This is a genomic window from Streptomyces sp. AC512_CC834, from assembly GCF_019049325.1.
In the GTDB taxonomy this organism is placed as follows: Bacteria; Actinomycetota; Actinomycetes; order Streptomycetales; family Streptomycetaceae; genus Streptomyces.
This window is the reverse complement of the sequence record NZ_JAGMUO010000039.1, coordinates 49184-65035: the sequence shown is the minus strand read 5'-3', so window position 1 is coordinate 65035 and position 15852 is coordinate 49184. Positions and strand designations below refer to the sequence as shown.

Sequence of the window (15852 nt, the reverse complement as noted above, 5' to 3'; positions counted from 1 at the left end):
CGCCCCGGACCGGTCTCAGCCGTCGAGCTCGCCCAACCGTCGGCGCAGTCCCGCCTCCAGCCGGCCGTTGCCGAGGGCCTCGTACATGTCGGCGGCCCGGCTCAGGCACTCCCGCACCAGTTGTTCATGGCCGCCCGCCCGCTCGGCGACGTCGGCGAGCTGCACCCGGGCCTGCGCCTCGTACTGCATCCCGTCCGCGATCCCCGCAAGCTCCCCCACGGCCTCCCGCAGGTGGCGGACCGCTTGTCCGGTGTCGCCGAGCCGACCGTGTGCGACGCCGATGGCGGCCTTGACCCGGGCCGCCATCCGCCGGTCGGGCTCCGCACGGTTCTCCAGGTCCCGCAGCGCCCGTCGCAGCAACGCCATGGCGTCGGTGTGATCGCCCCGGGCGTCTAGCGCACAGCCGAGGAAGAAGGTGACGAGGGCGGCTCCGCGGGTTTCCCCGGCGCGCTCGTTGAGATCGAGGGAGCGCCGGTACGCGGCGGCCGCGGCGGACGGCTCGACCACGTCCAGGTACCGGCCGAGGAACTCCTGCACGGACGCTTGCAGGGCGAGGCGTCCGGTCGTCCCGGCCAGGGCGACGGCCCGCTCCAACTGCTCCCCCGCCCGGTCGCTGTCGCCGAGGTCGAGCAGTGGCCGCGACAGGAGGCTGCGCAGCCGGGCCTCACCCGCTGTGGCCTCCTCGATCTCCCCCGCGGTCCGGGCCGAGGCCGCCGCTGCCGAGGCCGCCTCGACGCCGAGCTCCAGGACTTCCGTCCACGCCCTGAGGTAACGGTGGTACAGGAACAGCACGGAGAACGCCTCGGCCAGCCGCCAGGCCAGGGTGTACAGCTCGTGCCGGACGGCCTCGCGCAGTACCGCGAGGACGGCGGAGCGCTCGGTGTCCAGCCACTCCAGCGGCGGTGGCCCGCCGGTCGCGGCGAACGGGTCGGTGGCGTTGCGCAGCAGGTCCGAGAGGTCGGCGATCCGCAGCCGCTCCTTCCTGAGCGCCAGGTCGGCGAAGGCGGTCAGGACGAGGTAGTGGGTGCCCACCCGCCCCGTCAGTGCCGCCTGCCCGGTCCCCGGCTCCTCCTCGGCCGCGCACTCCCGGGCATGGAGACGGACCAGATCGTGCATGCGGTAGCGCCCGTCGTGTGCCCTCTCCACCAGACCGGCGCCGGCCAGGACCCGCAGCAGACGCTTGGCATCGCCCGCATCGCCCGCATCGACACCGGCGGCGACCGCCGCCACCCCGGCGTCGAAGATCCCGAACGGCAGCCATCCAAGCATCCGGTACAGCCGAGCCGCATCGGGCGGCAGCAGCCGGTAGGTGGGACCCAGTACAGCGGACACCGAGGACTCCTCCCCGTCCAGTGCCAGGCCGGTCAGCCGGCCGGCCTCATCCTCCAGTTCGGCGGCCAGTTCGGTCATGCCGGGGCTGTCGCCGGAGACCAGCCGCGCCGCCACGACCTGCAGGGCCACGGGCAGCCCGTCGCACAGTTGCACCAGGCGCTCCGCGGCCTCCCGCTCGGCCTCGACCGCCTCCTCGGTGCACTGGTCCTTCAGCAGTCGCAGCCCTCCGTGTACGTCCAGCCGCTTGACGGGGATCAACCGCGCACCGGACCGGACCGCCAGGTCACCGACCCCGCCCTGACTTGTGGCCAGTACGGCGCTGCCCGGCCCCTTGGGGACCAGGGCGCGGACCTGTGCGGCCTGGTTGACGTCGTCGAGGACGAGGAGGATGCGCAGACCGGCCGTACGCGACCGGAACAGATTGGTCCGGTCGAGCAGCGAGTCCGGAATGCCGAGCTCACCTCCCGGCAGCGACCGCAGGCACATGGCCAGCGCCTCCGAGACGTCCCCACCGGGACCGGTCAACGGAGTGGCCTGGTCACGCAGGGCCGCGAAATCCACGTACAACTGCCCGTCCGGAAAACGGTTCCTGGCCCTCTCGGCACAACGCCAGGCCATCGCAGACTTGCCGACCCCGGGCGGCCCGACCAGCACGTCGACACCGACAGAGCCGCCCTCCAGCGCGCCGTACCTCGCCTCCAAGTCACCGAGTTCGGCCGACCGGTTGCTGAACAATACGGTCAGGGTGGGCACTTGATCGGGCCTGGCGCGGCGCTCCGACGACGCGAGTGCCGGTGCCGGTGCCTGTGCCTGTGCCTGTGCCTGTGCCTGTGCCTGTGCCTGTGCCTGTGCCTGTGCCTGTGCCTGTGCCTGTGCCTGTGGAACATGGAAGTGGATGTCCCCGTGAACGGGCGAGCCCTGAAGCACCAGCCCGTGATTCACCCCGCCGCTGACCAGGTTGACGTAGCTGCGTGATGTGTCCGGGGCCAGCTCGGACAGCAACCGTGCCAGTTCCTCCGCGGCGCCGGGATCCTCCTGGAACACCGCCGCCAGCCGCCGCTGCAGACGGGCCTGAACATCCGCCCGCACACCGGCGTCGTCCCCCGCCCCCCGCGCCGTGTCCAAATCCGCGTGCGCGGCCTGCAGCTCCTCCTCGGCACCCTCCCCCGAGGCCCGCCGCCCGAAGAACCGGTTCAGTCTGCTCTTCGCCCGCTCAAACGCCTCGGAGACGATCAACCCGACCAGTGCTGTCGACCCCGACGCGGCAAGAGCCGCCAACTCGGCCTCCACGCATCCCCCTTCGCGCACTCCGGTCCCGCAGAGCGGTCGAACACCAACCGTAGTGGCAGGCGACGACCAGAGGGACGCCTTCAGGACTCCAACCTGCCAGATTCCCTCCCGGTTCGGCCGAAGCAGTGCCGCGCTCACCAGTCGACCCAGTCAGCGTCATATCGGGAGTAGCGGGCGGAGTGGCAGGCATCGCAATGTGTGTACCAGGGGGCGCAGGGTTCGCCGCAGGAAGCGCAGCCACCATGCGTGGCCAGCGGCCGGGAGGTCGCGACCAGTCGGTTGATCCGCTCGGCGGCCGCCTGCTCGCCTGCCGCCACTTCCTCGGCGCTCACGCCGCCGCACTCACGACCGAAGGCCCGGATGGCGGTACTCAGGTCCCGCATCGTCGCGGCGTACTCCTCGGCTCGGGGCAAAGACATCCGTCCGATGCTGGTGAGCGGACACATCAGGTGCTGCAGGGTCACGCCACACAGGACCGCCCGGCAGACGGCCGGGTAAGTCGGGCGGTCCGTATTCATGGGCAAGGTGATCAGCCTCCAAACAGTGTGGCCGTCACGTGGCCAGCGGCCGTCGGCGTCCGGAGGCACTCCGGCGGCCCTGCGTGCCGTCAACAGCTTGGCGTGGATGTCGTCCACGAGCATCGGCCGCAACCATGAACGCTGCTGGGCGAACGCACCGGCGGCAACGGTCCAGCCGACCAGAGCGTGCGGGATCTCTCCGGGTTCCGGTTGTCCCAGGTCGGTCCACGCGGGGCGCAGCCGGGCCGTCGTGACGCGCAGGCCACCGGATCGCGCTCCGTTGGCCACCTGGACGGCCCGGTCCAGAAGCCGGGCCGTGACGGTCAGGCCGGGCAGTCGGCTCCGGTAGACGCCCACGAGCCCCTCCCCTGCGTCATGGCCCCGCCGACCGGCCCGGCCGGCGATCTGAGCGGCCTCCCAGACCCGCAACTCCCGGCGGGAGCTGCCGTCGTACTTGCCCGTTTCCGCGAACGCCACGGCTCGCAGCGGAAGGTTGACACCGTGACCGATCACATCCGTGGTGACGATCACGTCGACCTGTCCCTCGGACAGGCGGCGGATCTGCTCGCGGCGGGCCGCGGGCGGCATCGCACCGTAGAGGACCGTCGCCGACCGGCCCGCTTCAAGCAGTTCACGGTGCAGTGCGAGCACGGCTTTGCGGGAGAAGGCCACCACCGCGCTTGCCGACGGAAGGGTCGCAGCCTGGAAGTCCGCCGTCCGGCTCAGTGTGCCGTGCCGGGTATGGCGGATCACGGTGATGTTCGTGCCTGGAGCGAAGAGCTTGCGCAGTAGGTCCTCGGCCTCCGGTACGGCACAGATGTGCACGTCGGTGTGGGCTCCGGAGAGCAACAGCCGGGTCCAGGCGTGACCACGGTCCTCGTCGGCCAGCCAGTGCGCCTCGTCGACGACCAGGAAGTCGCCGTCGGTGGGCGCCGATTCAGCCGTGCAGCACAGCGCCGGGGCATCCGGGTTGAGGTGCTCCTCACCCGTGCGCAGACCCACCTTCTCCGCGCCGAGCCGGGTGCGCAGCCGTTCGTAGACCTCGAAGGCAAGCATGCGCAGCGGTGCCGCGTACACGCCGGTCCGCCCTGCCTCGACGTGCGCGGCCAGCAGGGCAATGGCGTCGTGCGTCTTGCCGGAGTTGGTGGGGCCGAGGTGGAGAGTCACCGCGGCATCGGCTGTCCGTTCCGGGACATGGGCACGGGCGCGCGCGGCGGCTGCGCGCTCGCGCTGCTCGCGCTGGCGCTTTGCGGCCTGTTCGGCTTCCCGGACTTCCTTCCGCTCATCCTTCCGGCGCTGCGCGGCCCGCTGTGCACGGACCGCCGCAACCTGCGCCGGGACCGTCACCGTAGCCAGATCATCGGCCACGCTCTGCTCGAGCAGATCTGCGGGGACACCACGGTCGCGGTACTCGTCCGGAATCCGTTCCACGGTGCCACCCAGCCGCGCCGCCGCGTCGGAGGCGGCGATCAGCTCGGGCGCCGGGCAACTGCGCCGGGCCCTGCGCAGGGCGACCGCGAACTCCCGAGTGGCTTCGGCCTGCTCCTCGGTGGTAACAGGGTTCGCGCGCGAGTCCAGCACGTCCGCCAGCCTCTCCTCCGCAAAGCGCCTCGCGAGATGGACGGCCTCGGCCGGGCAGAGCTCCGCACGGTCGGCGGGCGACTGCACACATCCAAGCCAGTACGACCACACGGCAGCTTTCACCCAGGGGTCGTGCAGCAACAACATCGCGTGGGCACGGAGCCGCGCCCGGTGACCCTCGGACCTGCGATCGGTGCCACCTGCCAGTCCGGACAGGAAGGAGCCGGGGAGCCGGGTACCGACCAGTTCGGAACACCGTTCGGGCAACTGGCGGGCGTCGGCGGCCGAGTACTGCCAGACTTCGGCGTGATAGCGGTTGGTGTACGACCGGACCGGGCGGATGACACCGGCGCGCGCCAACTGGTCGAATCGGTGCCTGCTGATCCCCGCGAGCCCGGCGGCCTCCGCCGCGTGTACCAGGCCGGTGAGTTCGGTGAGTTCACCGTGGCTCGCGCGCCACCGAGCCACCTCGCCCGCACTGACGCACAGCTCGTCCCCACTCCAGCGTGTACGAATCACGCCGCGCTCGACACCCAGAGTGAACTCGTCCTTACGTAGGCCAAGTTTCCTGCGAGCCGCTTCGAGCGTGAGGTATTTCGCTGTCGCACCCGCCATGTTGTTCCTCCCCCGTATCCACTGTGCTTTCACACTGTGACACGAGGTTCTGACAGTCAGTGACTATCCGGGGCAGGCCGATTCCTCTCCGAGGGCGCCGGTGTCACGCTGTCATGGGGGTGTGCCGAAGAAGCTCATGGACTGCTCGCGGACCAGTGAGACAGGCGACACCCGTGCGGCACGCAGCCTGCGCCGCCACCGCATCCGGCAAAAGCAAAAGCCCCAGGTCACGGCGAGTGAGTCCTGGGGCTTCCACAGAGCCGCCTTCGGGATTCGAACCCGAGACCTACGCATTACGAGTGCGTTGCTCTGGCCATCTGAGCTAAGGCGGCGCGCTGGCACCATGGTGCGATCAGCAACGTCGGTAAGTCTACACAGTTTCCGGGGGTGCTTCGTACCCGCCCCGGGGGGCCGGGGCTCCGGGGCGGGTGGGGTGGATGGGGTGGATGTGGCCGGGCCGGGTGGGGCCCGGCGGGGTGGCTACGAGCAGCGTTTGCCGTCCTCGGGCGGGGTGCCGCGCAGCAGGTAGGTGTTGATCGCGGAGTCGATGCAGGTGCTGCCGCGGCCGTAGGCGGTGTGGCCGTCGCCCTCGTAGGTGAGGAGGCGTCCGGAGGAGAGCTGGTCGGACAGGGCCTCGGCCCAGCGGTAGGGGGTGGCGGGGTCGCGGGTGGTGCCGACCACGACGATCGGGGTGGCGCCGGCCGCCTCGATGCGGTGCGGCTCACCCGTGGGCTTCACCGGCCAGTACGCGCAGTTCAGGGACGACCAGGCGAGGCCCTCGCCGAACACCGGGGACGCCTTCTCGAACTCGGGGAGGGCGTCGCGCACCTCGTCCGGGGAGGAGAAGGCGGCGGGGAGGTCGAGGCAGTTCACGGCGGCGTTGGCGAACATCAGGTTACTGTAGCCGCCGTCGGCCTCGCGTTCGTAGTAACTGTCGGAGAGGATCAGCAGGCCGGCGCCGTCGTTCTCCTTCATCGCCGAGGTCAGCGACTCGCGGAGCTGCTGCCAGGCGCCCTCGTCGTACATCGCCGCGATCACGCCGGTGGTGGCGAGGGACTCGGTGAGCTTGCGGCCGTCGGCGTCGCCGGCGGGGATCGGCTTGGCGTCCAGGTCGTCGAAGAAGGCCTTGAGGTTCTTGCCTACCTGGTCGGGGCTGGTGCCCTTGTCGCCGAGGGGGCAGTCGGGCCGCTTCACGCAGTCCTTTGCGAAGGACTGGAAGGCCGTCTCGAAGCCCGCCGTCTGCTCCAGGTTCAGGCGGCGCGCGGGCAGGGAGGGGTCCATCGCGCCGTCCAGGACCAGACGGCCGGCCCGGTCCGGGAACAGGCCGGCGTACGTCGCGCCCAGGAACGTGCCGTACGAGGCTCCGACGTAGGTCAGCTTCTCGTCGCCCAGCACCGCGCGCAGGACGTCCATGTCCCGGGCGGCCTCGACCGTCGAGACGTGGCGCAGCAGCTTCGGCGCGTCCTTTCCGCAGCCCTCGGCGAACTCCTTGTAGGCGTCGACCAGCTCGTCCGCCTCGCCCTGGTCGTCCGGTGTGACGTCCGTGCGCGTGTACGCGTCCATCTCGCGGCCGTCGAGGCACTCGACTGGCTCGCTGCGGGCCACGCCCCGGGGATCGACCGCGACCATGTCGTACTGGGCGCGGACATCCGCCGGGTAGCCGATGCCCGCGTACTGCTGGAGGTAGCCGATCGCCGAGCCGCCGGGCCCGCCCGGGTTGACCAGCAGCGAGCCGAGCCGCTTGCCCGGTCCCGTGGCCTTCTTGCGGGCCACCGCGAGCCGGACGTCCCCCTCGGTCGGCTTCGCGTAGTCGAGCGGGGCCTTCATGGTGGCGCACTGGAAGCCGGGGACGCCGCAGTCGCGCCAGCTCAGCTTCTGCTCGTAGTACGGCGACAGCGCGGAGGGCGTGGCCTTCGGCAGCGCGGCCAGGGTCGCCTTCGCCGCCTCCGTCGAGCCTGCCGCCTCCGCAGCGGGGGAACCGGCGGACGTCGACGCGCCCCCGGCCGAGCAGGCGGTGGCGAGCAGCGCGGTGGCGAGCAGCGTGGCTCGCAAGCGGGTGCTGCCGGTGCGGGTCCTGCGGTGAGTGCGCCTTGTGTGCATTCAGCGAGCGTAACTCTCCGCGACGGGACTGACGCGGTGTGTGATTCGCGTGCCTCGTACGTGTTACGCCGTCAACCGTGTCCCCGCTCCTCGCCGCGCTCCTCGCCGGGGCTCCTGGCCGCGCTCCTCGCCGGGGCTTTCAGCCCGCTCTGAGCGCCATCGTCATCGCCTCAACCGCCAGCAGCGGGGGCACATTGCGGTCCAGGGCCTCCCCGCAGGCGGCGATCGCCTCGATGCGGCGCAGGGTGGACTCGGGTGTGCCGCCGCGGGCGAGGCGCTCCAGGGCGTCCTGCGCGTCGGCGTTGGCGATCGCCACGCGGGAGCCGAGCTGGAACGCGAGGACATCGCGGTAGAAGGCGGTGAGGTCGGTCAGGGCGAGGTCGAGGCTGTCACGCTGCGTGCGCGTTCTGCGGCGCTTCTGCTTGTCCTCCAGGTCCTTCATCACACCCGCCGTGCCCCGCGGCAGCCGGCCGCCCTGGGCCGCGCCCAGGGCCGCCTTCAGCTCGTCGGCCTCCTTGACGTCGATCCCCTCGGCGAGCTGCTTGGCGTCCTCCGCCGCCGCGTCCACCAGCTCCTGGGCCGCCCTGAGCGCGCCGCCGACGTCCTCGACACGCAGGGGCAGCTTCAGCACGGCGGCGCGGCGGTTGCGGGCGGCCGGGTCGGTGGCCAGCCGGCGGGCGTGGTCGACGTGGCCCTGGGTGGCGCGGGCCGCGGCGGCGGCGACGTCCGGCTCGATGCCCTCACGGCGTACGAGCATGTCGGCGACGGCCTCGACCGAGGGTGTGCGCAGGTTCAGGTGGCGGCAGCGGGAGCGGATCGTGGGCAGGACGTCCTCGATGGACGGGGCGCACAGCATCCAGACCGTACGGAGGGCGGGCTCCTCGACGGCCTTGAGGACGGCGTTGGCCGACTTCTCGTTCAGCCGCTCGGCGTCCTCGACGAGGATGATCTGCCAGCGGCCGGTCGCCGGCGAGGTGAACGACTTGCGGACGGTGTCCCGCATGTCCCTCACGAGGATCTCGGCGCCCACGGCGGCCACCGTGCTGACGTCCGCGTGGGTGCCGACGAGCGCCGTGTGGCATCCGTCGCAGAAGCCGCAGCCGGGGACGCCGCCGAGTGCCCGGTCGGGGCTCACGCACTGGAGTGCGGCGGCGAAGGCCCGCGCCGTCTGTGTCACCCCGGCGCCGGGCGGGCCGGTGAACAGCCAGGCGTGCGTCATGCTCGACGAGTCCGGGAGGGGGCCCGCCGCCGCGGCGGCGGTGACGAAGGCGTCGGCGTCCCGGGCAGCGGCGGCGAGCTGCTCGCTCACCTTCTCCTGCCCGACGAGGTCGTCCCACACGGTCATGGGTCACGCCGTCCTTCCGTCACGTCCCGCCGTCGCACTGCGCGCCGCCCCGATCGGCGCCGCGTCCTCCATTGTGCGGGGCGGCACTGACAACGCGGCGGGGACGCCCGGGGCACGGGCCCCGGGCGTCCCCGCTCCTCAGCGTCGTCCCCGGCCCTTGCCCCGACGGCCGCCCTCGCCGCCGGGTCCCCCGCGGCCGTCGTCGTTCCGGCCGTCGTCGTTCCGGCCGTCGTCGTCCTCGTCGTGCGGTCCGAGCAGCTCGTCCGCCAGCGTCGGCAGGTCGTCCAGCGGGGTCTCCTCGGCCCAGTCGGAACGGCGCCTGCGGGACGGGGCCCGGTCCGGGTCGATCTGGGGCAGCTCGCGCGTGGTGTCCTGCGGTTCCCCGGTCCGGTCGGCACCGGCGGCCGGGCCGTCCTCCCGGAAGTAGCCCGGTGGGACACGGTCGGCGGGGTCGTCCCCGCGTACGGGCGGCAGCACCGCCGTCTCGTCGGTGGCTCCCGGCGTCACGGGCGGCAGCACCGCCGTCTCGTCGGCGTCCCTCGGCTCCACCGCCGGCAGCACGGCCGTCTCGTCCGTGGCGCCGGACGGCACCTGCGGCACGGGCAGCTCGGTCGTCACCTCGGACTCGGACTCGGACCCGGACTCGGACACCCCTGGCGCCCGGCCGCCGTCGCCATGCCCGCCCCGGGTGTCGTCCCCGGCGCCGGCACGGTCGTCGTCCCTGGTGTCCCGCACCGGCCGCAGTACCGCCGTGTCCTCCACGGGGCCGCCGGAGGCGTTCGTCGGGGTCACGACCGGCGTCGGCACGGTCGCCGCGTCGGAGGGGGGCGAAGCGGCCGGCTTCGGCCGGGGGGTGTCCGCCGCCGCGGGGGCCGCCGACTTGGGACCGACCGCGGCCGCGGCCGCCGCCTGCTCCGCCGCCCGGCGTGCCTGCTCGGCCCGCATCAGGGCCTCCTCGGCCTTGCGCTGCTTCTCCAGCCGCCGGGCCTCGGCCTCGGCGCGCAGCCGCTCCTCCTCCTCGGCCTGCTTGCGGCGCCGCTCCTCCTGGGCCCGCAGCCGCGCCTCCTCCTCGGCCCGCGCCTTCTCCTCCGCGAGGAGCCGTACCCGCTCCTCCTCGGCCTTCCGCCGCGCTTCCTCGGCCCGCCGCCGGGCCTCCTCGGCCTGGCGCTCGGCCTCGCGCCGCTGCGCCTCCTCCAGCTCGCGCCGCTTGCGCTCCTCCTCCTCGGCGCGCACCCGCGCCTCCTCCTCGAGGCGCTCGCGCTCCAGGCGCTCCTCCTCGGCCTTGCGCGCGGCCTCTTCCTCGGCCTTGCGGCGGGCTTCCTCCTCGGCCTTGCGGCGCGCCTCCTCCTGGGCCTTGATCTCGGCCTCGGACAGCGGCAGCACCTGGTCGAGCCGGTGGCGTACGACGGTGGTGACGGCCTCGGGCTCCTGGCCCGCGTCCACGACGAGGTAGCGACCGGGGTCGGCGGCGGCCAGGGTGAGGAAACCGGAGCGCACGCGCGCGTGGAACTCGGCGGGCTCCGACTCCAGCCGGTCCGGAGCCTCGGTGAACCGCTCGCGCGCCGTCTCGGGCGCGACGTCCAGCAGGACGGTCAGATGCGGTACGAGCCCGTTGGTGGCCCAGCGGTTGATGCGGGCGATCTCGGTGGGCGACAGGTCGCGTCCCGCCCCCTGGTAGGCCACCGAGGAGTCGATGTAGCGGTCGGAGACGACCACGGCACCGCGCTCAAGGGCGGGCCGGACCACGGTGTCGACGTGCTCCGCGCGGTCGGCGGCGTACAGCAGCGCCTCCGCGCGGTGCGACAGACCGGCGCTCGAGACGTCCAGCAGGATGGAGCGCAGGCGCTTGCCCACCGGGGTCGCCCCGGGCTCGCGCGTCAGCACGACCTCGTGTCCCTTGCCCCGGATCCACTCCGCGAGTGCCTCGGCCTGGGTGGACTTGCCGGCGCCGTCGCCGCCCTCCAGGGCGATGAAGAAGCCGCCGGTGGCGGGCGTCGGCACCGGGTCGTCGCCGCCGAGCAGCGCGTCCCGCAGGTCGTGCCGCAACGGCACGCCGGAGCGGTCGTCGACCTTGGCCAGCACCAGCGCGGCCAGCGGCAGCAGCAGCGCGCCGAGCAGCATCAGGACGAACGCGGCGCCGCCGTGGGCGAAGACGAACTTGCCGTTCTCCAGCCGGTGCGGTCCGATCGCCGCGGCCAGCACGGGCGCGACGACCGCGCCGAGCGCCACGTAGACCCGGACGACCGCGTGCAGGTGCTCGGTCGTGCGGGCCCGGCGGTGGTCCTCGCTCTCCTGGTCGAGCAGCGCGTGCCCGGTGTTCGCGGCCACGCCCGCGCCGACGCCGGCCAGCGCGAGGAGCAGCAGCACGGTGGTGTCGTCCGGGACGAGCCCGGCGGCCAGCAGGGCGACGCCGACGAAGGCGATCGCCAGTGCGAGCAGTCGCCGGCGGGACAGGGAGGGCAGCAGGGCGGGGGCCGTGCGGATGCCGACGACGACGCCGCCGGTCAGCGCGCCCACCATCAGCCCGTACAGCACGGGGCCGCCGCCCAGGTCCTTGGCGTGCAGCACCGCCACGGCGACCGTGGCCGCCACCACCGCGGCGACCGCGGCGCAGGCGAACACCAGGAGCGGGAGCACCGCGGTGCGGCCCTTGTCGACACCGGTGCCGCTCTTCGGGCGGCGCATGCCCTCCAGGGGCGAGCGCGCGCGCGGGGTGCGCACGCCGGGCAGCTCCAGGAAGGCCACCACGGACAGGGACGCGGCGAACAGTCCGGCCGCCACGTACGAACCGAGCGCCGCCTGGTGCTCGGCGAACCAGTCGATGCCGGAGCCCAGCAGGTTGTTCAGCAGCCCCGCGACGACCAGCGCCGCCCCGGCCAGCGGGATCGCCACGAAGCCCGTGCGCAGCGACAGGCGGCGCAGGGCGTCCATGTGGTCGGGCAGCGGTCGTACCGTCGCGCCCTCCAGGGGCGGCGCAGGCAGCAGCGCGGGGGCCGCGCTCTCCCGGCACACCGTCCAGAAGCGCTCGGCGACCCCGGTGACGAAGACGGTCACCAGGAGGACGGCGAGGGCGTCGTCGGGCGTCCAGTCGATCCACAGCGGCGCCACGATGAGCAGCGCGGCCCGCAGACCGTCGGCGCCGACCATGGTCCAGCGGCGGTCGAGCGGACCGTCCTGCGAGGTGAGGGAGGTGAGGGGCCCGAGCAGTACGGCGCCGAAGAGCAGCGTCGCCAGGATGCGTACGCCGAAAACGGTCGCCACTGCGAACGCCACGCCCCGGTAGCCCCCGCCGAACGAGCCCGCGGCGATCGCGGCCTGCACGGCGAGGAGGACCAGCACCAGGAGGGCGAGGATGTCGCCGACACCCCCCACGAGCTGTGCGCTCCACAAACGCCTTAGCTGCGGACGTCGCAGCAGGGCGCGGACGGCGCGCTCGCGGGAGTCCGCGACCAGAGCGTCGTCCGGGGCGGGGTGAGGGGCCGTTGGTTGCTCGGCTCGCGTCATGCGTTCAGCCTATCGGTCGTCACCGACAGTCCGGCGTGCCCGGCCGAACGTACGCACGCCCCGACACCGAAATGATGCCGGGGCGTTCGTTTCGCGAAGTTTCTGAGCCGGGCTCAGTCCTCCGACGCCGCCTCGGAGGCGGTCGTCTTCTTGGTGGCCGTCTTGGTCGCCGTCTTGGTCGCCGTCTTCTTGACCGCGGTCTTGGTCGCGGTCTTGGCGGTCGTCTTCTTGGCGGCGGTCTTGGCGGCGGTCTTCTTCGCCGTCGCCTTCTTGGCCGGGGCCTTCTTCGCGGCCGTCTTCTTCGCCGTCTTCTTGGCGGGCCCCTTGGCGCGCTTCTCGGCGAGCAGCTCGTAGCCCCGCTCCGGCGTGATCTCCTCGACGCTGTCGCCGGAGCGCAGGGTCGCGTTGGTCTCGCCGTCGGTGACGTACGGGCCGAAGCGGCCGTCCTTGACCACGACCGGCTTCTCGCTGACCGGGTCGGTGCCCAGTTCCTTCAGCGGCGGCTTGGCCGCGGCCCGGCCACGCTGCTTGGGCTGGGCGTAGATCGCCAGCGCCTCCTCCAGCGTGATCGTGAAGAGCTGCTCCTCGGCCTGGAGGGACCGCGAGTCCGTGCCCTTCTTCAGGTACGGGCCGTAGCGGCCGTTCTGCGCGGTGATGTCGACGCCCTCCGCGTCGGCGCCGACGATGCGCGGCAGCGACATCAGCTTGAGGGCGTCGTCCAGCGTCACCGTGTCCAGCGACATCGACTTGAACAGCGAGGCCGTCCGCGGCTTCACGGCGTTCTTGCCGGTCTTCGGGGTGCCCTCGGGGAGCACCTCGGTGACGTAGGGGCCGTAGCGGCCGTCCTTGGCGACGATGGCGTGGCCGGTCGCCGGGTCGGGGCCCAGCTCGAAGTCGCCGCTCGGCTTGGCGAGCAGTTCCTCCGCAAGCTCCACGGTCAGCTCGTCCGGTGCCAGGTCCTCGGGGACGTCGGCGCGCTGGTGGTTCTCGGAGTCCCTCTCGCCGCGCTCGACGTAGGGGCCGTAGCGTCCGACGCGCAGCACGACGTCGTTGCCGACGGGGAAGGACGACACCTCGCGCGCGTCGATCGCGCCGAGGTCGGTCACCAGTTCCTTGAGGCCGCCGAGGTGGTCCCCGTCGCCGTTGCCCGCGTCGGCGGCGCCGCCGTGGCCGGCACCCTCGCCCTCGCCCTCACCGAAGTAGAAGCGCCGCAGCCACGGCACCGCCTGGGCCTCGCCGCGGGCGATGGCGTCGAGGTCGTCCTCCATCCTGGCGGTGAAGTCGTAGTCGACGAGCCGCCCGAAGTGCTTCTCCAGGAGGTTGACCACGGCGAAGGACAGGAAGGACGGGACGAGCGCCGTGCCCTTCTTGAAGACGTAGCCGCGGTCCAGGATGGTGCCGATGATCGACGCGTACGTCGACGGGCGGCCGATCTCGCGCTCTTCCAGCTCCTTGACCAGCGACGCCTCGGTGTAGCGGGCCGGGGGCTTGGTGGCGTGGCCGTCGACCGTGATCTCCTGGGCCGTCAGCGCGTCGCCCTGGGCGACCTGCGGCAGGCGGCGCTCGCGGTCATCCAGCTCGGCGTTCGGGTCGTCCGCGCCCTCGACGTAGGCCTTGAGGAAGCCGTGGAAGGTGATGGTCTTGCCGGAGGCGCTGAACTCGACGTCCCGGCCGTCGGAGGCGGCGCCGCCGATCTTCACCGTGATGCTGTTGCCGGTCGCGTCCTTCATCTGGGAGGCGACGGTCCGCTTCCAGATCAGCTCGTAGAGCTTGAACTGGTCGCCGGTCAGCCCGGTCTCGGCGGGCGTGCGGAAGCGGTCGCCCGAGGGACGGATCGCCTCGTGCGCCTCCTGCGCGTTCTTGACCTTGCCGGCGTACGTCCGCGGCCGGTCCGGGAGGTAGTCGGCGCCGTACAACTGCGTCACCTGGGCGCGGGCGGCGGTGATCGCCGTGTCGCTCAGGGTCGTCGAGTCCGTACGCATGTAGGTGATGTAGCCGTTCTCGTACAGCTTCTGGGCGACCTGCATGGTCGACTTGGCGCCGAAGCCGAGCTTGCGGCTCGCCTCCTGCTGGAGCGTCGTCGTACGGAACGGGGCGTACGGCGAGCGGCGGTACGGCTTGGACTCGACGGAGCGGACGGCGAAGCGCGTGTTCTCCAGGGCGGCGGCGAGCGCGCGGGCGTTCGCCTCGTCGAGGTGGAGGGTGTTCGCGCTCTTGATCTGCCCCAGGGAGTCGAAGTCGCGGCCCTGCGCGACGCGCCGGCCGTCGACGGTCTGGAGGCGGGCGACCAGCGACGACGGGTCGGAGACGTCCCCCGCGCGGCCGGTCGCGAAGGTGCCGGTCAGGTCCCAGTACTCGGCGGAACGGAACGCCATGCGCTCGCGTTCCCGCTCGACCACGAGGCGCGTGGCGACGGACTGGACACGGCCCGCCGACAGCTTCGGCATGACCTTCTTCCACAGGACCGGCGAGACCTCGTAGCCGTAGAGGCGGTCGAGGATGCGGCGGGTCTCCTGGGCGTCGACGAGCTTCTGGTTGAGCTCGCGCGGGTTGGCGACGGCGGCCCGGATCGCGTCCTTGGTGATCTCGTGGAACACCATGCGCTTGACCGGGATCTTCGGCTTGAGGACTTCCTGGAGGTGCCAGGCGATGGCCTCGCCCTCGCGGTCCTCATCGGTGGCGAGGAAGAGTTCGTCGGAGTCCTTCAGCAGGTCCTTGAGCTTCTTGACCTGTGCCTTCTTGTCGGCGTTGACCACATAGATCGGCTGGAAGTCGTGTTCGACGTCCACGCCGAGGCGGCGGACCTCACCGGTGTACTTCTCCGGCACCTCGGCGGCGCCGCTGGGAAGGTCGCGAATATGCCCGACGCTCGCCTCGACGACGTAGCCAGGGCCGAGATAGCCCTTGATCGTCTTCGCCTTGGCAGGCGACTCGACGATGACGAGTCGGCGGCCGCCCTTCGCGGTCTCGCTGGTCGGGGACAACTTCGCTCTTCTCTCCGGTCGACGCTGGGCCTCCCCAGGCCGTGGTCCCGGGGTCGGGTCGTGCTGCATTTCGGTCGTGACGCTGCGGAGTGTGACGGTACCTCCCGCCCCCGTGTCAAACGGGAAAAGCCCGCAACGGCCACTCGAACGGTAACCCGACGAACCCGGTTCCTGCCGCCCGGAGTGCTCACCCGTCCCGACGCGTGCATCCGGAGCGCGATCCCCCGATTACTCGGGCACCGCCTCGGGCAGGGGCCGGAACAGGCCTCTCACACGCGCGTCAGGCACCATGCGCCGAGGGCCAGCGCGACCACGGCGGCGACGCTCGCGACGGCCGCCGATGCGACGGGGCTCACACCGTGCGCGACGGGCCGGCCGTGCCGTACGCGCGTCGTGGTCCACACCAGCAGACCGGCCCCGAACAGGGCGAACACCAATCCCGCGAAGATCGCCGGTCCGCTCTCCATGGTCCCCGTGCCCCTTTTCCAGCTCGCGACTGTCCAGTCTCCGGGAGGCTGTCACGCACGGGCGGCGGCCAGGCGAACCCGAGGTGAACGGGGAGCCGACGGATCACCGGTCCCGC

The 15852-nt window shown here is 72.4% G+C and carries 7 protein-coding genes and 1 tRNA gene; all 8 read right to left on the bottom strand.

Translation table 11 applies throughout. From position 1 onward, the window contains the following. Positions 1–15 precede the first annotated feature (15 nt). Complete coding sequence (locus tag KUM40_RS16705; protein ID WP_217166764.1) at positions 16–2622, bottom strand: NB-ARC domain-containing protein; 2607 nt, start codon at positions 2620–2622, stop codon at positions 16–18. 134 nt (positions 2623–2756) lie between these two features. Continuing rightward, the gene (locus KUM40_RS16700; protein WP_254395210.1) at positions 2757–5336 is read right to left on the bottom strand and encodes a DUF6397 family protein; all 2580 of its coding nucleotides are present in this window, start codon (positions 5334–5336) and stop codon (positions 2757–2759) included. A 258-nt stretch (positions 5337–5594) separates the two neighbouring features. Beyond that, a tRNA-Thr gene (locus KUM40_RS16695) sits at positions 5595–5668 on the bottom strand. 148 nt (positions 5669–5816) lie between these two features. Continuing rightward, a complete protein-coding gene (locus KUM40_RS16690; RefSeq protein ID WP_217166762.1) occupies positions 5817–7436 on the bottom strand; it encodes an alpha/beta hydrolase in 1620 nt (539 codons plus the stop codon). Between the two features lie 139 nt (positions 7437–7575). Continuing rightward, the gene (locus tag KUM40_RS16685) at positions 7576–8781 is read right to left on the bottom strand and encodes a DNA polymerase III subunit delta' (RefSeq protein WP_217166761.1); all 1206 of its coding nucleotides are present in this window, start codon (positions 8779–8781) and stop codon (positions 7576–7578) included. Between the two features lie 138 nt (positions 8782–8919). Then, a complete protein-coding gene (gene tmk / locus KUM40_RS16680; RefSeq protein ID WP_217166760.1) occupies positions 8920–12285 on the bottom strand; it encodes a dTMP kinase in 3366 nt (1121 codons plus the stop codon). Between the two features lie 113 nt (positions 12286–12398). Next, positions 12399–15269 carry a type I DNA topoisomerase gene (topA, locus tag KUM40_RS16675; RefSeq protein WP_217166759.1) on the bottom strand — a complete coding sequence of 957 codons (2871 nt, stop codon included), beginning with the start codon at positions 15267–15269 and terminating at the stop codon, positions 12399–12401. Between the two features lie 269 nt (positions 15270–15538). Then, entirely contained in the window at positions 15539–15736 is a 198-nt protein-coding gene (locus KUM40_RS16670; RefSeq protein ID WP_217166758.1) for a hypothetical protein, read from the bottom strand. Positions 15737–15852: the final 116 nt, after the last annotated feature.

Coding starts and splice junctions, on each gene's coding strand:
- KUM40_RS16700 (WP_254395210.1), bottom strand. CDS start 5,336: ATGGCGGGTGCGACAGCGAAATACCTCACGCTCGAAGCGGCTCGCAGG.
- KUM40_RS16690 (WP_217166762.1), bottom strand. CDS start 7,436: ATGCACACAAGGCGCACTCACCGCAGGACCCGCACCGGCAGCACCCGC.
- KUM40_RS16685 (WP_217166761.1), bottom strand. CDS start 8,781: ATGACCGTGTGGGACGACCTCGTCGGGCAGGAGAAGGTGAGCGAGCAG.
- tmk (WP_217166760.1), bottom strand. CDS start 12,285: ATGACGCGAGCCGAGCAACCAACGGCCCCTCACCCCGCCCCGGACGAC.
- KUM40_RS16670 (WP_217166758.1), bottom strand. CDS start 15,736: ATGGAGAGCGGACCGGCGATCTTCGCGGGATTGGTGTTCGCCCTGTTC.